General features: G+C 49.8%; 17 protein-coding genes. 8 read left to right on the top strand and 9 right to left on the bottom strand.

What is annotated here, in order from left to right:
- Positions 1-586: 586 nt before the first annotated feature.
- Positions 587-1,147, bottom strand: a complete 561-nt coding sequence (gmhB, locus tag CUN67_RS03850) for a D-glycero-beta-D-manno-heptose 1,7-bisphosphate 7-phosphatase (protein WP_208714078.1) — start codon at positions 1,145-1,147, stop codon at positions 587-589.
- A gap of 188 nt (positions 1,148-1,335) precedes the next feature.
- Between gmhB and metN the strand changes: the two genes are divergently transcribed.
- The 6 genes from metN to proS all read left to right on the top strand — a co-directional run bounded on the left by metN (position 1,336) and on the right by proS (position 6,909).
- On the top strand, positions 1,336-2,367 hold the full coding sequence (gene metN, locus CUN67_RS03845; RefSeq protein ID WP_208714077.1) for a methionine ABC transporter ATP-binding protein MetN: 1,032 nt from the start codon (positions 1,336-1,338) through the stop codon (positions 2,365-2,367).
- A complete protein-coding gene (locus CUN67_RS03840) occupies positions 2,360-3,013 on the top strand; it encodes a methionine ABC transporter permease MetI (RefSeq protein ID WP_013507970.1) in 654 nt (217 codons plus the stop codon). The genes metN and CUN67_RS03840 overlap by 8 nt, the downstream gene beginning before the upstream one ends.
- A 36-nt stretch (positions 3,014-3,049) precedes the next feature.
- Positions 3,050-3,865: a MetQ/NlpA family lipoprotein gene (locus CUN67_RS03835; RefSeq protein WP_208714076.1), complete on the top strand. Its 816-nt coding sequence runs from the start codon at positions 3,050-3,052 to the stop codon at positions 3,863-3,865.
- A 128-nt stretch (positions 3,866-3,993) separates the two neighbouring features.
- The gene (rcsF, locus tag CUN67_RS03830; protein ID WP_208714075.1) at positions 3,994-4,395 is read left to right on the top strand and encodes an Rcs stress response system protein RcsF; all 402 of its coding nucleotides are present in this window, start codon (positions 3,994-3,996) and stop codon (positions 4,393-4,395) included.
- The gene (gene tsaA, locus CUN67_RS03825) at positions 4,392-5,099 is read left to right on the top strand and encodes a tRNA (N6-threonylcarbamoyladenosine(37)-N6)-methyltransferase TrmO (RefSeq protein WP_208714074.1); all 708 of its coding nucleotides are present in this window, start codon (positions 4,392-4,394) and stop codon (positions 5,097-5,099) included. Before rcsF ends, tsaA begins: the two co-directional genes overlap by 4 nt.
- Before the next feature lie 91 nt (positions 5,100-5,190).
- Positions 5,191-6,909 (top strand): proline--tRNA ligase, encoded by a 1,719-nt coding sequence (gene proS, locus CUN67_RS03820; RefSeq protein WP_208714073.1) that lies wholly within the window; start codon positions 5,191-5,193, stop codon positions 6,907-6,909.
- A 33-nt stretch (positions 6,910-6,942) separates the two neighbouring features.
- On the opposite strand, the gene arfB is transcribed toward proS, so the two are convergent.
- Positions 6,943-7,353: an alternative ribosome rescue aminoacyl-tRNA hydrolase ArfB gene (gene arfB, locus CUN67_RS03815; RefSeq protein ID WP_208714072.1), complete on the bottom strand. Its 411-nt coding sequence runs from the start codon at positions 7,351-7,353 to the stop codon at positions 6,943-6,945.
- A 216-nt stretch (positions 7,354-7,569) separates the two neighbouring features.
- Here arfB and CUN67_RS03810 point away from each other — a divergent pair, with 216 nt between their 5' ends.
- Positions 7,570-7,770 carry a YaeP family protein gene (locus CUN67_RS03810; protein ID WP_013507964.1) on the top strand — a complete coding sequence of 67 codons (201 nt, stop codon included), beginning with the start codon at positions 7,570-7,572 and terminating at the stop codon, positions 7,768-7,770.
- Entirely contained in the window at positions 7,757-8,020 is a 264-nt protein-coding gene (gene rof, locus CUN67_RS03805) for a Rho-binding antiterminator (RefSeq protein WP_084872879.1), read from the top strand. Before CUN67_RS03810 ends, rof begins: the two co-directional genes overlap by 14 nt.
- A 41-nt stretch (positions 8,021-8,061) precedes the next feature.
- On the opposite strand, the gene CUN67_RS03800 is transcribed toward rof, so the two are convergent.
- The 7 genes from CUN67_RS03800 to accA all read right to left on the bottom strand — a co-directional run bounded on the left by CUN67_RS03800 (position 8,062) and on the right by accA (position 19,260).
- Positions 8,062-8,370 (bottom strand): c-type cytochrome, encoded by a 309-nt coding sequence (locus tag CUN67_RS03800; protein WP_208717061.1) that lies wholly within the window; start codon positions 8,368-8,370, stop codon positions 8,062-8,064.
- A gap of 14 nt (positions 8,371-8,384) precedes the next feature.
- On the bottom strand, positions 8,385-9,686 hold the full coding sequence (gene tilS, locus CUN67_RS03795; RefSeq protein WP_208714071.1) for a tRNA lysidine(34) synthetase TilS: 1,302 nt from the start codon (positions 9,684-9,686) through the stop codon (positions 8,385-8,387).
- A 53-nt stretch (positions 9,687-9,739) separates the two neighbouring features.
- Positions 9,740-10,129 (bottom strand): VOC family protein, encoded by a 390-nt coding sequence (locus CUN67_RS03790; RefSeq protein WP_208714070.1) that lies wholly within the window; start codon positions 10,127-10,129, stop codon positions 9,740-9,742.
- Positions 10,130-10,204: 75 nt separating this feature from the next.
- Complete coding sequence (locus tag CUN67_RS03785) at positions 10,205-12,355, bottom strand: lysine decarboxylase LdcC (protein WP_208714069.1); 2,151 nt, start codon at positions 12,353-12,355, stop codon at positions 10,205-10,207.
- 109 nt (positions 12,356-12,464) lie between these two features.
- On the bottom strand, positions 12,465-15,029 hold the full coding sequence (locus CUN67_RS03780; RefSeq protein ID WP_208714068.1) for an OTU domain-containing protein: 2,565 nt from the start codon (positions 15,027-15,029) through the stop codon (positions 12,465-12,467).
- 126 nt (positions 15,030-15,155) lie between these two features.
- Positions 15,156-18,107: a hypothetical protein gene (locus CUN67_RS03775; RefSeq protein ID WP_208714067.1), complete on the bottom strand. Its 2,952-nt coding sequence runs from the start codon at positions 18,105-18,107 to the stop codon at positions 15,156-15,158.
- A gap of 193 nt (positions 18,108-18,300) precedes the next feature.
- Entirely contained in the window at positions 18,301-19,260 is a 960-nt protein-coding gene (accA, locus tag CUN67_RS03770) for an acetyl-CoA carboxylase carboxyl transferase subunit alpha (protein WP_208714066.1), read from the bottom strand.
- Between the last annotated feature and the right edge of the window lie 9 nt (positions 19,261-19,269).

Genomic DNA, 19,269 nt, shown 5'->3' with positions numbered 1-19,269 from the left:
CCCCCACTTTGGTCTTGCGACGTTATGCGGTATTAGCTACCGTTTCCAGTAGTTATCCCCCTCCATCGGGCAGATCCCCAGACATTACTCACCCGTCCGCCACTCGTCACCCAAGGAGCAAGCTCCTCTGTGCTACCGTTCGACTTGCATGTGTTAGGCCTGCCGCCAGCGTTCAATCTGAGCCATGATCAAACTCTTCAATTTAAGTTTGATGCTCAAAGAATTAAACTTCGTAATGAATTACGTGTTCACTCTTGAGACTTGATATTTTTTAAGTCCGTGGACTTTTGATATCAATCCTGCGAGTGCCCACACAGATTGTCTGATAAATTGTTAAAGAGCGGTGCGAACAGCGGGTTAACCGTCTGTCGCGAGGTGGCGTATATTACGCTTTCCTCCTTCAGAGTCAATCACTTTTTTTCAGCGACTTTCTCCGGCGGGATGAATCACTTCGTCCCTCGCTGACCGTCTGCGTTGCCGCTTTGCCGTGTCAGTGGAGGCGAATTATAGGGAGACTCTGACGAAGCGCAAGCGCAAATTTCAACTTTTTTACTGTTCGGCTGAAATTTGTGCAAAAGGCCCGTTTTTAGCCCTTTTTAATGCGTGCTGGCAGGTCAGCCAGGCTATCAATTACCCAATCCGCCACCGCTTCGCCTTCCGCTGTCACCGGTTTGCCAGTACGTACCAGCACTTTAGTCCCTACACCAGCCGCCTGCGCTGCCTGCATATCTTCCAGTTTGTCGCCAACCATATAAGAAGCGGCCATATCGATATGCAAATGTTCCTGCGCCGAAAGCAGCATGCCCGGTTGTGGTTTACGGCAATCACATTGCTGACGATAGGCTTCAACCGTCGCATCCGGCAGATGCGGGCAAAAATAGATACCGTCGAGATCAACATCACGGTCTGCCAGCGACCAGTCCATCCACTCGGTCAATTGCATAAACTGGTCTTCAGTAAACATGCCGCGCGCAATGCCCGACTGATTGGTCACCAGTACTAACGCAAAGCCCATTTTTTTCAGGGCCTGTAGCGCCTCAATGGTGCCTTCAATAAACTGAAAATTATCGATCTCATGAACATAGCCGTGATCGACATTCAATGTGCCATCACGATCAAGAAAAATAGCCGGGACTTTGTTCGCCACGTAGAAACTCCTGCTGCAAAAATTGCCGCTCAGTATGGCATGATTGCGCATAATGAGAGAATGGCAGATTGAATGACTTTCGTTGATTTAGCCGTCTGGATGCCTTAACATCCATCCAGATTTCATATGGCTCAGACCGATGAAACCCGAAACACCACGGATAACGCAACACGATAATAATTAACCTAATGATTAAACTAGAAAATATTAGCAAAGTGTTCCAGCAAGGTTCACGCACTATTCAGGCGTTGTCAAACGTCAGCCTGCATGTGCCTGCCGGACAGATTTATGGCGTCATCGGTTCATCCGGTGCCGGTAAAAGCACACTCATTCGCTGCGTCAATTTGCTGGAGCGCCCCACTTCTGGCCGTGTGGTCGTTGGTGGTCAGGATCTGACTGCGCTCCCGGCCAGTCAGCTGACGCTGGCTCGCCGCCAGATTGGCATGATCTTCCAGCACTTTAACCTGATGAACTCGCGCACCGTCTCCGGTAACGTCGCGTTGCCGCTGGAGTTGGGTAATCTTTCACGCCAGCAGATTAAACAACGTGTCAGTGAGTTGTTGGAACTGGTGGGATTGGCGGATAAACATGACGCCTGGCCAGCCAATCTGTCCGGTGGCCAGAAGCAGCGTGTGGCTATTGCCCGCGCCCTGGCAAGCAATCCCAAGGTACTGCTGTGCGACGAAGCCACCAGCGCCCTGGACCCCGCGACCACTCGCTCGATCCTGGAACTATTGAAGGATATTAATCGTCGCCTCGGCCTGACCATTCTATTGATCACCCATGAGATGGACGTTGTGAAGCGCATCTGTGATCAGGTAGCCGTCATCAGCAACGGTGAACTGATCGAGAAAGACAGCGTGAGCGAAGTGTTCTCCCATCCGAAAACACCGTTGGCCCAGCAGTTTATTCAGTCAACGCTGCATCTTGATATTCCAGATGACTACCAGCAACGGATGTCCGCACAGCCCCAGGCTGAAAGTGTACCTTTATTACGCCTGGAATTTACCGGCAAGTCGGTCGATGCCCCACTGCTGTCAGAGGCGGCACGCCGCTTCAACGTCAACAACAACATTATCAGTGCGCAGATGGATTACGCCGGTGGCGTGAAGTTCGGCATTATGCTGGCCGAAATGGACGGCGGTGAAGAAGATACTAAAGCCGCGATTGCCTGGCTGAAAGAGAACCACGTGAAAGTAGAGGTGCTGGGTTATGTCTGAAGCGATGATGTGGCTACTGGGACGTGGCATTTGGGAAACGCTGATGATGACCTTCGTCTCCGGCTTTTTTGGTTTTGTGCTCGGTCTGCCGGTGGGCGTACTGCTGTACGTTACGCGTCCGGGCCAGATTCTGGCGAATGGTGCGCTGTATCGTGTACTTTCTGCGCTGGTAAATATCTTCCGTTCGATCCCGTTCATTATTCTGCTGGTCTGGATGATTCCCTTTACCCGCGCGATAGTCGGTACCTCAATTGGTTTGCAGGCGGCTATCGTTCCGCTCACCGTCGGTGCGGCTCCATTTATCGCCCGCATGGTCGAAAACGCCCTGCTGGAGCTGCCTACCGGCTTGATCGAAGCGTCACGCGCGATGGGTGCCACCCCTTTGCAGATCGTCCGTAAAGTCCTGTTGCCAGAAGCCCTTCCGGGACTGGTGAATGCCGCTACAATTACCCTGATTACGCTGGTTGGTTACTCCGCTATGGGTGGTGCAGTAGGGGCCGGTGGCCTGGGCCAGATTGGCTATCAGTATGGTTACATTGGCTATAACGCCACCGTGATGAATACCGTGCTGGTTCTGCTGGTTGTGCTGGTTTATTTAATCCAATTCTGTGGCGACCGCATCGTACGTGCTGTGTCCCATAAGTAAGCAAGCAATATCAATATTCTCTATTAAGGAAAGGATATGTCTTTTACATTTAAAAAGATTGCCGCTGTGGGCGCTCTGATTGGCGTGATTGCGCTGGCAGGATGCGATCAGAAAGCAAAAGATCCAAACCACATTAAAGTGGGTGTGATCGTCGGTGCTGAGCAGCAGGTTGCTGAGACGGCACAGAAAGTCGCCAAAGAGAAATATGGTCTTGATGTTGAGCTGGTCACCTTCAACGATTACGTTCTGCCGAACGAAGCGCTGAGCAAAGGTGACATTGACGTCAACGCCTTCCAGCACAAGCCGTATCTGGATCAGCAGATCAAAGACCGTGGCTATAAACTGGTACCGGTTGGTAACACCTTCGTCTACCCGATTGCCGGTTACTCCAAAAAGATCAAATCTCTGGATGAACTGCAGAACGGTGCACAGATCGCCATTCCGAATGACCCGACTAACCTCGGTCGTTCACTGCTGCTGCTGCAGAAAGTGGGCCTGATCAAACTGAAAGACGGTGTTGGCCTGCTGCCGACCGCGCTGGATATCACCGAAAACCCGAAAAACCTGAAGATTGTTGAGCTGGAAGCGCCGCAGTTACCGCGTTCACTGGACGATCAACAGATTGCGCTGGCGGTGATCAACACCACTTATGCCAGCCAGATCGGCCTGACTCCGGCTAAAGACGGCATCTTCGTTGAAGATAAAGATTCACCGTACGTGAACCTGATCGTTAGCCGTGAAGATAATAAAGACGCTGAAAACGTGAAGAAATTTGTCGAGGCTTACCAGTCTGACGAAGTCGCAGAAGCAGCGAACAAAATCTTCAACGGCGGTGCAGTGAAGGGCTGGTAATCCCTCCCCTTTCATACCTGCAGGGCGGCTTCGGCCGCCCTTTCTTTTGCCGGTTGTGGCAGCTGACTTGTTATTTACCGTTGTCCTTGTTTCAATAACGCCACTTTTTAAAACATGAGGATGTTGCCATGCGTTTTTTACCGCTCTGCTTGTTAGCATTAATGCTAACCGGGTGTGTGCGTGAATATCACCCGATAAGCAGTGCTTCATCGCACCCACAGCAGCCATCCAGCGAACCTGAACGCAAACCTGCTCCACGCCCGGCCCCGGTGAAAATCTACACTGATGCGACCGACCTGGTCAGCAAACCGTTCCGCGATCTGGGCGAAGTTTCCGGCGATGATTGCCAGAGCAGCAACCAGGATTCCCCACCGAATATCAATACCGCCCGTAAACGCCTGCAACAGCGAGCCGCAGGGATGAAAGCGAACGCGGTACTGCTACACAAATGCGAAATCGTCTCCACCACGCCGGGTTGTTATCGTCAGGCCATCTGTCAAGGCTCGGCGCTGAAAGTCGCCAATCAATGAGTGAGTTTGCCTTTGCGCAAATCGGCGTAATCCGCTCACCGTGGAAAGAGAAATTTGCCGTCCCGCGCCAGCCCGGTCTGGTGCAGGATGGCGGCGGTGAGCTGCATCTGCTGCCGCCTTATAATCAGCCCGAAGCCGTGCGCGGCCTGGAAGCATTCAGCCATTTGTGGGTACTGTTTATCTTTCATCAGACGATGGAAGGTGGCTGGCGTCCTACCGTGCGCCCGCCGCGCCTCGGCGGTAATACGCGCATGGGGGTATTTGCCACACGTTCAACCTTTCGTCCGAACCCTATCGGCATGTCACTGGTTGAACTCAAAGGTATTCGCTGTGAAAAGCAGCAGGTTATTTTACAACTTGGCAGCCTCGATTTAGTGGATGGTACGCCAGTTGTCGATATCAAACCCTATCTGCCGTTTGCCGAGGCCTTGCCTGACGCACGCGCCGGATTCGCTCAGGCCGCGCCTGAAGCATCAATGCCGGTGCGCTTCTCTCCTCTGGCACTGGCGCAACTTCAGCAGCACCAGCAACAATATCCTCATCTGGCGCGTTTTCTCAGCGATGTGCTGGCGCAGGATCCCCGTCCGGCGTATCGCAAAGGTGAGGAAGCCGATCGCGAATATGCCGCATGGTTGCTCGATTTTAATGTGCGCTGGCGGATTGATGAGGCAGGTACTGAGGTAGTGGCGATCGATCCACGCTAAAACCCGCTTTTGAGTGGCGGATCTCGCTGGTACACTAGCCGCCAGCAAAATTTTTTGTCAGTGACCTTCCGTATAACTGGAATCGTAATCAATGCGTACTACTCAATATTTGCTCTCCACTCTGAAGGAGACGCCCTCCGATGCGGAAGTGATCAGCCACCAGCTGATGCTGCGCGCCGGGATGATCCGCAAACTGGCTTCAGGACTCTACACCTGGTTACCGACTGGCATCCGCGTACTGAGAAAAGTTGAAAACATCGTGCGTGAAGAGATGAACAACGCTGGCGCGATTGAGATCTCCATGCCAGTGGTTCAGCCAGCCGATCTGTGGGAAGAGAGTGGCCGTTGGGAGCAATATGGTCCCGAACTGCTGCGTATTAAAGACCGTCATGATCGTCCGTTCGTGTTGGGTCCGACGCATGAAGAGGTGGTGACTGACCTGATCCGCAACGAGTTAAGCTCCTACAAACAGCTGCCGCTCAACCTGTATCAGATCCAGACCAAATTCCGTGACGAAGTTCGTCCGCGCTTCGGTGTGATGCGTTCGCGCGAGTTCATCATGAAAGATGCCTACTCGTTCCACGTTTCGCAGGAATCGCTGCAGGAAACCTACGATGCGATGTATCGCGCCTACAGCCAGAGCTTCAGCCGTATGGGGCTGGATTTCCGCGCCGTGCAGGCAGATACCGGCTCGATTGGCGGTAGCGCTTCGCATGAGTTCCAGGTACTGGCGCAGAGCGGTGAAGATGATGTGATCTTCTCCAGCGAGTCTGATTACGCGGCCAACATTGAAAAAGCGGAGGCACTGGCACCGGCGGGTGAACGTCCGCAGCCGACGCAGGAGATGGTGCAGTTCGACACGCCGAACGCCAAAACCATCGTCGAACTGGTTGAGCAGCATCAGTTGCCGATTGAGAAAACCGTTAAAACGCTGTTCGTCAAAGGCACTGCAGAGAGTGGCCATGCACTGGTTGCCCTGTTGTTGCGTGGCGACCACCAGTTGAACGAAGTCAAAGCCGAGAAACTGGATATCGTCGCTGCTCCGCTGGAGATGGCAACTGAAGCCGAAATTCGTGCCGTGCTGGGCGCAGGCCCGGGTTCCCTCGGACCGGTGGGTTTGACTATGCCGGTTATCGCCGATCGCACCGTAGCGAAAACCAGCGATTTCTGTGCGGGTGCCAACATCGATGGTAAACACCTGAGCGGTATTAACTGGGGCCGTGACCTGCCAGAACCGCGCGTGGAAGATATCCGTAACGTTGTTGCTGGCGATCCCAGCCCTGACGGCAAAGGTACGCTGCTGATTAAGCGTGGCATCGAAGTCGGTCACATTTTCCAGCTCGGCACCAAATACTCAGACGCACTGAAAGCGGCAGTCCAGGGCGAAGATGGCCGTAACCAGGTCATGACCATGGGTTGCTACGGTATCGGTATTACCCGCGTTGTCGCAGCTGCCATTGAGCAGAATCATGACGATCGTGGCATCATCTGGCCAGCCGCACTGGCACCGTTTGAAGTCGCGATTCTGCCGATGAATATGCACAAATCTTTCCGTGTGAAAGAAGTGGCGGAAGAACTGTACAACACGCTGCGTGCCAAAGGCATTGACGTGATTCTGGATGACCGTAAAGAGCGTCCGGGCGTGATGTTTGCCGATATGGAACTGATTGGTGTACCGCACACCATCGTCATTGGCGACCGCAACCTCGACAATGCAGAGATCGAGTACAAAGCGCGTTCAGCCAGTGAGAAAGAGATGATTAAGCACAGCGAAATCGTTGATTTCCTGGCAAAAGCGCTGAATAAGTAACAGCCCAGGCGCCTCCCTCCGGAGGCGCTTTTTTTAACGTACTTTTCCCCGTAACGACTTGGTACTACTCCGCCGCGCTTTGCCTTCCAGCCGCCGTTCTTTCGACGCACGGGTTGGACGAGTGGCACGCCGTACCTTCTCCACCGTGGTCAGTTCCCGAATCAGGTTAATCAATCGCTGCACGGCTGCCTCACGATTCATTTCCTGGCTGCGGTACTCCTGAGCTTTGATGATCACCATCCCTTCGTCGGTAATCAAATGGTGGCGGGCCGCCAGCAGACGTTCTTTGTAGAACGGAGGCAATGACGATGCTGCAATATCAAAACGCAGATGAATGGCGGTGGAAGTCTTATTAACATGCTGCCCACCAGCGCCCTGCGCCCGAATGGCAGTCAGCTCCACCTCATTTTCCGGCAGTGAAACGGAGCGTGACAATACAATCATCTGTCACCTGCTGTCGGCTGCGCGCCGATACCGCGTAATAACCTGTTCATCAACTTAACCTTTTGTGCGATCTACTTATGCTCAGGACCAGCGAATTTTGTCACTTTCATGGTTTTCTCTGCGTGCTTCACGCTGCAGCCTGGCTGATTTCAATGAAATGCCTGTGATATAGTCACCTATCAACCAGAGTATTGATACTCTGCTGAGGAGGTGAATGTGCAAAAGTATTGTGAGTTAGTTCGCCAGAAATATGCCGAGATTGGCAGCGGCGACCTGGGGTATGTGCCAGACGCCATTGGATGTGCGCTGAATGCACTCAATGATATTGCCGCTAATTCTGCGCTAAACTCTTCTGTCAGGGAACAGGCAGCCTATGCCGCTGCGAACTTATTGGTGAGCGACTATGTTGACGAATGAAGCCTACAAACCCATCAACTGCGATGACTACGACAACCTGGAACTCGCCTGCCAAAAACACTGGACGCTGTCGCTGGAGTTGAAAAGCGGCGAACAGCTCAAGGCGAAAGCCGTGGACATGGTCTCACGTAAAAACGTTGAGTATCTTGCTGTCGACCTCTCCGGTGAAACACGCGAGCTGCGGCTCGATCACATCGCCAGCTTCAGTCATCCTGAGCTGGGCACCGTCATCGTCAGCGAAGACGAGTAACCTGCCAACGGGCGGGAAGTTTCACATCCCGCCCCCCTCATCTACGGCTGTAGCGAACTGTAATACGCCGCCAAATCCGCCATATCCTCATCGCTTAACCCAGCCACAAACGCCTTCATGACTTCAGCCTGACCGCCACTCCGCTCGCCTTTTTTGTATGCCTGCAGGGAATGCAGCAGATAAGGCGCATGCTGCCCGGCCAGATTAGGATACAAAGGAACGGCGCTTTTTCCCTCAGCGCCGTGGCATGCCAGACAGCTGGCGGCTTTCTGCGCACCTGCCTTGATATCACCGTCGGCCAGTGCCGGTAGTGCCACGACGCACAGCGCCGCCGCGATCCAGTGTTTCATCATTGCTCTCCGTTTTATTGTTGTTTTAACCAAATCGCCTGCCAGCCTTGCTCATTACTGGCCGCGCCTTCGCGGGTGATAAACAATCCCGGCGCGCAAATTAACGTCTGGTTGTAGTAAATCAGTGGGATGCGTTCGCGCTGCCACGGTGGAATACCGGCCTCCTGCCACAGCTTTTTCATCTCGCGTCCGCCCGTCCGGCCCTGCAGGTGAAAATAACCCTGGGCCTGAAAACGCACGCTCACCTGCTCATCTGCAGCGGGAAAACGTAACTGTGGAACGTCAGAACGCGCCAGCAATTCACCCAGTTGATCAGGTAATTGCAGCGCTTGTGAACGGTCATCCCAGGTAAGTAAGTGCTGACTGAGGGAAGTCTGCGGCGGCAGCCAGTAAAGGTGCTGGCGATAACGGCGTAGCTCGAAAGCACCAAAGTTCAGGCAGGGCTGTGCATCTTCCCGGCTCTGCATGACTTCACGGGTGATACGTAACAAGGCATCACGCGAAGGCATCACCCCTCCCTGCCCGGCAATCCAGCGACGCAGCAGCGCATGGCGACGTGCTTCGCTCATGCTCAACAGAGACGTGAAGGCCAGCCGCCCTTGCTCATCCGTAAGCTGTGTGAGCTGTTCCGACAGCAGCTCATCCAGCAGTTGCTCCTGCTCACCGCATAGCGCGGCACTGCGTGCCGCTGCAGCGCTAAAATGCGGCCAGCGCGCCTGCAACTCAGGGATCACCCGCTGGCGCAGAAAGTTGCGATCGTAGCGACAATCGGCGTTGCTTTCGTCTTCAATCCAGCTCAGTTGATGTTCTGCCGCCCAGGCTTCCAGCTGCTGACGGCTGATCCCCAACAGCGGACGCAGATGCCGCTTTTCCCCCAGGGAACGCTGCGCAGGCATCCCCGCCAGCCCCGCCGGGCCACTGCCACGTTTTAACGCCAGCAACAGGGTTTCACATTGATCATCCAGGTGCTGGGCGGTAAGTAAGCACTCACCGGGTTGCAGCTGCTGAAACAATGCCTGATAACGCGCCTCACGGGCTGCGGCTTCTATCCCCTGCTCACGACCATCGACCAACACAGGCAATATCGCTAAGGAAATCCCCCATTGCTGGCAAATTTGCAGGCAATGCGCCGCCCAGCTATCCGCATTGGGACTTAAACCATGATGAACATGTAAGGCGCGCAGATGGACCTGCGGGTGCTGCTGTTGCCAGCAAACCAATTGGTGCAGCAGGACGGTGGAATCCAGCCCACCGCTGAACGCCAGCACATAGCGGGCGTCGGGTGTCAGCAGTGCAGCAAGATGGGACAAAGACATGGCGCATTCCGTGAAAACGAGCTACCTGATTGTGGCTCGCGACGGCGGCTATTTTACGCCTGATACAGCTCCAGCGGCAAACCATCCGGGTCTGAGAAGAAAGTACAGGCTTTACCGGTCAGGGCATCGATACGAATCGGTTCACATACCACGCCTTTCTCTGCCAGCGCAGCGACCGATTGCTCAACATCCTCAACACAGAACGCCAGATGGCGCAAACCACAAGCTTCCGGCTGGCTGACACGTGCCGGTGGCGACGGGAAGGAGAACAGTTCAATGGTGTACACTCCATTCAGGCCGAGATCGCCCTTCCAGGAATCACGCTCCGCCCGGTAAAACTCCCCCAGCAATTCAAAGCCCAGCACATCACAATAGAACGCCTTACTGCGCGCATAATCAGTCGCGATAATGGCGATGTGGTGGATCTGTTTAATTTGCAGCATAGCGGCTCCGGTTGTCTGATTTGCCGCCTACCTTACGCGGCAGGCGGCCAGCTGAAAAGAGGCTTTTGTCCGAAGTTAATGATCGTTCTCGCCTTTTAATACCCGCACCAGATAGCGCCCATCCTCCGTCAGCGTGGCACCGTGGATATCGGTTTCAAAGCCGGGATAGTGCCGCCCGATGGTGCAGAGCATCAGCAGGAAATCGAGCACCGCGCGGCTTTGTTCGGTGATCATTTCCCCCGGCATCACCAGCGGTACACCGGGTGGGTACGGCAAAATCATATTGGCTGAAATACGGCCCACCAGCTCGCGAATATCTACCGTTTCCACCTGTCCTTTTACCTGCTGCTGAAACGCCTGATGGGGCGTCATCTTCATCTCCGGCAACACATCAAACGCCTTCAGCATCAGGCGGGGTAGATCATGCTGCAGGATCAATTGATGGATCCCCTGTGCCAGCGTCTGAATACGCATGTTGCGATAGAAATCAGGATCTTCGGCATACAGATCCGGCAGCATATTTTTCACCCGCAGGTTGAGATCGTAGGCGCGTTTAAACTCTGTCAGGCCACGCAGCACGCTCATCGCTTTGGTTTTATCGATGCCGATACTGAACAGAAACAGCAGGTTATAAGGCCCGGTTTTTTCCACCACCACGCCGCGCTGATCGAGGAATTTCGCCACCAATGCCGCAGGGATCCCCTCCTCCGCCATCACCCCCAGCTCACTCATTCCCGGGGTCAGGATAGTCACCTTGATCGGATCGAGGTACATATGATCGCGATCGGCCTGGGTAAAACCATGCCACGCTTCGTCTCCTGGCTGGATCGGCCAGCACTCTGCTTCATCAACCTGCTCCGGCTGCCAGATATCAAAGAACCAGCCGTCTGACTCCTCGCGCAGACGCTGGATTTCGCGACGGAAATGCAGTGCCCGCTCCACCGAACGATTCACCAGCCGTTTACCCGGATTGCCGCGCAGCATCGCCGCTGCCGTCTCAATTGAGGCAACAATGGCGTAATTTGGCGAGGTAGTGGTATGCATCATGTAGGCTTCGTTGAAGGTCTGCTCGTCGTAATCCCCTTTGATATGAATGAGCGAAGCCTGTGAAAAGGCAGCCAGCAGTTTATGCGTTGACTGCGTTTCATAAAAAACCTTGCCGGGCACACGGTCACCGCTCATGCCGCTCTTGCCTGCGTAGATCGGGTGAAAATTGGTGTAGGGAACCCAGGCAGAGTCGAAGTGGATCGAGGGTACATCCAGCGTCTGTTTGATGTATTGCGTGTTGTACAACAGGCCGTCATAGGTTGAGTTGGTGATCACCGCATGTACTGGCCAGCTGGCGCGGGGCGTCACATCAACTTTGTGCTGAATGCTATCGCGTGTGAACTCTCGCTGTGGAATACCGCCGAGGATGCCAAGGGCGTTACGCGTCGGCTTCAGCCACAGAGGAATAATATCGCTCATCATCAGCAGATGCGTCAGTGACTTATGGCAGTTGCGATCGATCAATACCGTACTGCCCGCCGGTGCCGCATACATACCGACGATCTTATTCGAAGTCGAGGTGCCGTTGGTCACCATGTAACTTTGCTCGGCACCAAAGGTACGCGCCACGTACTCTTCCGCTTCCAGATGTGGGCCGGTATGGTCGAGCAATGAACCCAGCTCGGTAACCGAAATCGAGATATCCGCTTTCAGCGTGTTAGCACCAAAGAAATCGTAGAACAGGCTGCCAACCGGGCTTTTCTGAAACGCCGTACCGCCCATATGGCCTGGCGTACAGAAGGTGTATTTCCCCTCTTTAACATAGGTAAACAGCGCTTTGGTCAGCGGTGGGGTGATTTTATCAATGTATTCATCGGTGTACTGGCGGATGTGCAGTGCAATATCGTCGGCGGCACTGAGCGCATACTCGAAGAAATGCAGCGCCATGCGCATCTCGTTGATGCTGACATCCATTTGCGAATGGGTGTTGATAAAGGCGTACAGCGGCAGATATTCATTGAGTTGATTGATCTCGCTGCATAATTCCAGGCTGTAGTCATCCCAGTCAAAAATTACGCCGCAGATACGCGGGTTATGCTCAATTAACTTGAGCAGATCGCTGGCATCGGTGGGATAGACAGTCTGAAAGCCCTGTAGCTTCAGCGCAGCATCCAGCTCACGGATCGGTTCATCTTTGTAGAAAACGCCGTGCGGTCCCATGATCGCAAGAATATTCAATGCTCACCTCCTGTGGTGTTGTGGCACTGAATAATGATAGCGAAAAGCGAGGGTGGCTTACTGTCAGAATGCTCCACTGTTGCTGAGATAACTGATGGTTTGAATTACATCACGTTGTAGCGGCCTGCTGATGCAGCTGCTGGCGCTCATCGAGACTTCCCCGTGAGTTCTCATCCCGAATGGAAGATATGACAAACTTTCGCCACGCCTTATAATGTTCATTGGCATTTTCGGGGTCGCTGATTCCGGTATTTATCCGGTCAGCAATACTGATAATCCTGAGTTTGTTATTGCTGGGTGAGGTGAGTAAATATGCCAGTTCGTCAATGGTTGTGATTTCACCATGACAAAATTCCAGACTATTTTCCAGTAATGTAATGATATCCTCACCAAAAGATTTATGCCCATAAAGCTTTTGCGCAATAATTTGTAACTTGTCCACCAAAAAATAAGCATAACCCAAATCTTCAGGTAAATTTTTATATTTCACAAAGAAAGATAAGAGCGTGTCACCGTCGAAAGAAAGAAGCCACTTTACAGAAGGGAAAAGTTCACCGGTGGTTGTGATTTCTCTGAGCAATCGGTTACTGTAAATGGCTATCGCCCGAAGCTGTCCATCTGAAATCTCCGCATTATCAATCAATAATCGATCTATCTCTTCAATACTTAAACCTCTGATACCAAAAGGGAGACCTTGTAAATCAACACTGGTTATCTGAAATCCATCGCCAACCACTAACGGAGCAATAAACATATTATCAAACAAAATTTTTATTCTGTTCCCCCGATTAGCAGAAAGTATTGATTTAATCACATCTTCTCTAATCTCTCCATCTTCCAGTTTTATTAGTTTCCTTGTATCCGCGTTGATGTCACTGCGATTCAATACCAGAGGAGAATTATCAATAGTGTTATGATAAAGGGTCATAATAGGCACCCGTTTATAATAACGCTCAATCATTAATCGTTTGGCCCTCTCTTTAATAATTTCATCTATATCCTCTCTTGTTTGATAAGCCACATATTCAAAATCAGCAGTATAATAAAACTCACTTCTCATCCCGAGGATATCACCATGAATCAAGTGTGATAACATATTGTTGTATTGATATATTTTTTGCCATATTTTACCGGCTACTTCTCTAAAGTTATACACCATGCCATTTATCATTTCAGCTACTAACGAATTTCTGATTTTTCTAAAACTGAGGTTTAAAGGATAATATCCTGGAGCTGATAGTAGATTCATTAACATGACAGGTCGCTTATGAATAGCCTGGACCAGTGTTGCTGCTTCAGATAATGCCAGGTAGCAAGAGAGCTGTTTCTGAGTGGGGCCTGCTTTCCATAAAACATAAGCCAGTTCCTGGTTGGCAGCATCGAACAGTACCCCCCATTTATCAAAATCTCCTTCATTCGCACGCGCACAAGGTACGAGAGTGGTTCTTATATGTAAATTATCAATATTTTTGCTGAGATCATGCAATCTATTAATCATATCTTTTTTAACCAAAGACGATATTTCCCAGCTGTTAATATATTCTTCTACCACACTGATTTTTTTAGCACTTTTACAGGAAATGAAATGAGAGAAGGCATTCGAAACTCTGTCCCTCTTTTTCTGCATGTCTTTTTCCCCAGATGAAAGCGATAAATCGAAACATGCTTCAAGATCACGTCGCAGTGCCATAGCAATATGATTAAGAATCATTTCACTGAGTATGGGATACTGAGAACTCAAAGAGATATTTTCCAGGGGATTTTTTTGAGGGAGTTCAGTTTCCCCTTTGAGAGCAACACTGTCTCCCTTTGGCACAAACGCAGCATAATGCTCCCAGTTATTATTGATATAATTTGCCGTTTGTTGCCTTAAATCCTGCCAGGCTTGCTCATTCCCATAATAACCAGCAGCAACAGCACGAAAGAGGCAGTTTCCATCCGCCATAACATTACGAATATTTCCGCTGCTTTCGATAAGTTGATAATGTTCTAAACCATCAGGCCGCGATCTGCGCAGGTATATTACTTTTTCAGGATTTGTCGTATTTCCTGCCTGAAAATGAGTACCACATTGATCATCCTCAATATCCAGCAGAACATTCAAATAATCCGCAACCCCATAAGTGGCAATATCCATTGCCTCATTATTCCAGATATCAGGTTCTCTGATAGTGCTTATCAGACGGTTTTTTATTATTAAACTATCATGCTGCTCTTTCGCTGTAGCCGTAACCTCAGCTTTATGACTCTTCGAAATATATTTTTTCCCGGAAGCGTTTTTTCTGCTTTTGCGTGATTCCAGAATTTCACTGACGGTTTTATTTGCATAAGGTTCAGATTTATCCAGGCGCGTATAAGATGTATTTTCCCTGGTTGTAGCCGAAAAGCACCACTGATATGCTGCTCTGGAATGATTACTGACGCAACCACAAAAATTTTCGGCAACTGATCTTACCTTGCCATGAACTGACAGATCCCGGAAATGTTGTTTTTCTCGTGGTAAAGGAGATCTCTGCGGTAATGATAATTTAATCTCCGAGCTGGGGATCTGAGGCGTGTTTTTCACAAAACTGACAACCTGTTGGCTGACAGGATTTGAGGACAACGATGTATTTGATAAACCCGGTGGTCTGCCAACGGGTGCACGGTAAGCAGTACAATCATTATTTGGCATCTTGCCCTCCTGTTTTATGACATATAACTATACTCACCAGAAATTTATTTTTTAAAAATGCACTGATCCGATGTTCTGGCGTTATAGCCACAGAATTCCACCAGTTAAAACTCATCATATATGAGTTCAACGCTCTTCCGTATTCTCTGATATGTGATTATATTGCTCAGCCAGCGTCTCCAATCCTGACAAAAACATCTGATATGTAGATCTTGCTTCTGGCATAAAACTGATACCACGCATATTAATAACGACCATAATTAAACTTTTATTGTCTTCATTATCAAGGAAATATATACCACAAGAATGATGCGTATTTTCATCTGCAATGAAAACTTCTACGCTGGAGGGGCGAAGGACCAGATAACACCCTCTGACACCATCCTCAGGCAGCGTTTTAAAAGCCTCTCCCGCAGGCCCATAACAACCAATAAACTTTCCTGTTTCATTTTCTCTCAAAATCCAGTAATTACCCTGTTGTGAAAGATAACAATAAAGGTCTCTCATCGGTATTTTTTCAACATATGACTGCAATGATTTATCTAATTTCCTGACTTCCTCTCGCATTTCCAGTGACTGCCTGCAACTCACCTCATTAACTATTTTCTCCACCAGCATATTCCAATCATCACGGGGATGATAAAGATTGCCTCTTTCAATGATTTTTTTGATGATTTCGTTAATACCATTAAGTATTAATGGCGATACAAAAATCACATAAGCCAGCTCATCAGTATTGGCAATTTTATCAGCAAATGACTTCAGGCATGCCTCTATCATCGTAATAATTTTACTGCCATACGCCCCATTGCCATATATTTTTTTAGAAATACAGTCCAGACCATCCACTAAAAAATAGTCACCACCATCATAACCTGGCGTATAGCGAAATAAGAAGCGCTTGCTATCGTCGCTGAGAACATTCAACCATTCCACATAAACTTTAAGTTCTCCGGTGAGGGTAATTTCTGGAAACAGGCGGTTGGCACAAATAGCGATACATTTAAGATGTCCTCTGGAAATAGCGGGATTATCAATAAACTGATGATTAAGCTTCTCAAAGCTTAACCCTCTTTCCCCATAGGGAAGCCCTTTTAAATTCACGCTATTGATCGGATATGCATCGCCTATAACAAATGGAAAAATATGCATATGTTCACTAACAACATGCAACCTGGCTCCACGATTAAAACAAATTAAATCCCTGACAATCTTCCCGGAGGGAAGATCAGTGTGGATATCATATAACTTTCGTTCCTCACTGTTGATCATACTTCTCTTTAATACCAGTGGTGAATTATCAATCGTTTCCTGATATAGATTTATTCCGGGAACACGTTGATAAAATCGTTCTACCATTAGCCGGCAAACTCGATGCCTGATAACAACATTTCTGTCATCCCATATTTCATTTTCAATAAGGTTATCAAGATCCACTTTGTAATAATGATCGCTCTTCATCTTTATCAGATCATAGCCAGCTAACATATGAAAACCATTATCAAAGGGTGGCAGTAAAGAGCAATGATCACTAAAGTACGACGTTAAAATATCTATCAGACCACCAATGCACTCACTTCTGATATTTTTCAGTTCGTTATTCTCAATAAAAGACGTCTCAGTCATCAGCTGCTCCTCCAAACGGAGGCCGCGTTGATGAACCAATTGTATTAAATCAACTGTTTCTGACAGCACTAAGAAATTAGAGAACTGCTGTGCCAACATCCCCGTATTCTCTAAAATATACTGAAGCTCTCTATTCGTTGACTTGAAGAATACGGCCCATGGTGAGAAGTCTTTTTGTTTTAATCGGGACGTACAGAGTTTTACATAATCTTCGCATTTATTATTCAGATGGTTTTTAAGATAATGCAATCTTTTTAATAACCGGTGTTTAACAACCGGGCCAATTTCCCAGTCGTTTATCACTCCTCTGATCTCCTGATACCTTTCCCGACTGATATCGCTAACAAAGTGAGAGACCAGATGGTTAAAACTTTCTTTTACTTTTCTGGATTTTTTTTGCTCTCTCGTGAGAGGAGAACTAAATAATGCTGTTAAATCCGTTTTCATACTCGCGACTGTATAATCCAGAATCGCATCACTGATATCTGGAGCCGCAGTAGAAAGATAGGGCATCATTTTATTCAGTGGATAATTTTTTGGCAGCATCTCAACGGTTGCGGCTTTCCTCGGGAACGTCTGCGTCGGAATAAAATCAACGTAGTTATCCCAATGGTCATTGATATAGTCAGCCGTACCCTGTCTTAGCCGCTGCCAATGTACTTCATTACCATATCTATCGAGGGATATAGCACGAAACAGACAATTCCCATCCGCCATCACATTACGAATATTTCCGCTGCTTTCGATAAGTTGGTAATGTTCTAAACCGCACGGTCTGGATCTACGTAAATGAATAATTTTTTCAGGGCATTGCGTATGTCCCACCTGGAAATGAGTATTGAGCTCTACATCTTCAATATCCAGAATAACGTTTAATAAATCTGCAACCCCCGTAACAGCAATATCCATTGCATCCGTATTCCAGTTACCCGGTTTGCTGATCGCTTTTATCAGGTGATCTTTTATGCTACCTGCGTTGCCGGGATATTCTTCCGTGATCCCTGAGGCACTTAATGGTCTTTTCGTAGTAATGCATTTTTTCTTCGCTGGATTTTTTTTTATTTTACAGGCTTCCAGTATCTTACTTACTGTTCCACCCGCCCCGGTCGCTGATGCTTTCTGCTTGATATTACGGTGTTGTTCTGTGGTTTTATCGGAAAAACACCACTGATAAGCGGCTCGGGAATGGTGACTGACACTGCCACAGACGGTCTCGGTTACCCTCTTCATCTTCCTGTGAATAGACAGGGACTGAAATTGTTGTGTCACCCGTGATAAAGAGGGTCCCTCAGGCAATAACGATTCGGTTCCGGAACTGGAGGGAAGTAACGGTGTATTTTGTGTAAACCTGATCGCGTGCTGGCTGGCTACAGTGGAAGGATCGGATACCGTTAATGGATTTGATGTGCTGACAATCGGCGCACGGTAACTGAAACAATCATTATTTGGCACCCTGCACCGCCTAAGACTGAATATAAGGAACCATAAGGATAGCAATGCCTATAAGCAGGCAATTCAGTTTTTTTTCTGAGAATAGCGGGAGAAATATGGAAGTATCAGGCCAGTAGCCTGAAATCAGGGAATGAAATCACGGAGAATGTCCTGCGACACTCTCCGTGATTTACAGATGCGTGTTAGATGAGAATCAGGCGTAGCCGTAGCTCATCAGACGCTGGTAACGACGGTTCAGCAATTCTTCCGTGCTAAGCACATCAAGATCGGCCAGATCGGCCAGCAGCTGTTTTTTCAGCGTAGCAGCGATATCGACCGGGTGACGATGCGCACCACCCAATGGTTCCGGGATGATGGAATCGATCAGCTTCAGCTCTTTCAGACGATCGGCGGTGATGCCCATCGCTTCTGCTGCCAGCGGCGCTTTGTCGGCGCTTTTCCACAGGATAGAAGCACAGCCTTCCGGAGAGATCACCGAATAGGTGCTGTACTGCAGCATGTTGACTTTATCGCCCACACCAATCGCCAGCGCACCGCCCGAACCGCCTTCGCCGATCACGGTACAAATCACCGGGATTTTCAAGCCAGACATTTCACGCAGGTTGCGCGCGATCGCTTCAGACTGGCCGCGCTCTTCAGCACCCACGCCCGGATAGGCACCCGGTGTGTCGATGAAGGTGATCAACGGCATCTTAAAGCGTTCCGCCATCTCCATCAGGCGCAGCGCTTTGCGGTAGCCCTCTGGTGCTGGCATCCCGAAGTTACGGCGAATTTTTTCTTTGGTTTCACGGCCTTTCTGATGACCAATGATCATCACCGGGCGACCATCGAGACGCGCGATACCGCCAACGATGGCTTTATCGTCAGCATAGGCGCGATCACCTGCCAGCTCGTCAAAATCGTCAAAGGCATTGCGGACATAGTCCAGCGTATAAGGACGCAGCGGATGACGCGCCAACTGCGCGACCTGCCATGCACCCAAATCGGAGAAGATTTTACGGGTCAGCTCGACGCTTTTTTCACGCAGACGCTGCACTTCTTCATCCAGATTAATATCGTGTTTCTCATCCTGACGGCCAATCGATTTCAGCGAATCAATTTTCGCTTCCAGTTCTGCGATTGGCTGTTCAAAATCCAGGTAATTAAGACTCATAATGTTCCT

The organism is Pantoea cypripedii (genome assembly GCF_011395035.1).
Lineage (GTDB): Bacteria > Pseudomonadota > Gammaproteobacteria > Enterobacterales > Enterobacteriaceae > Pantoea > Pantoea cypripedii_A.
This window is presented reverse-complemented; position numbering and strand designations above follow the sequence as displayed.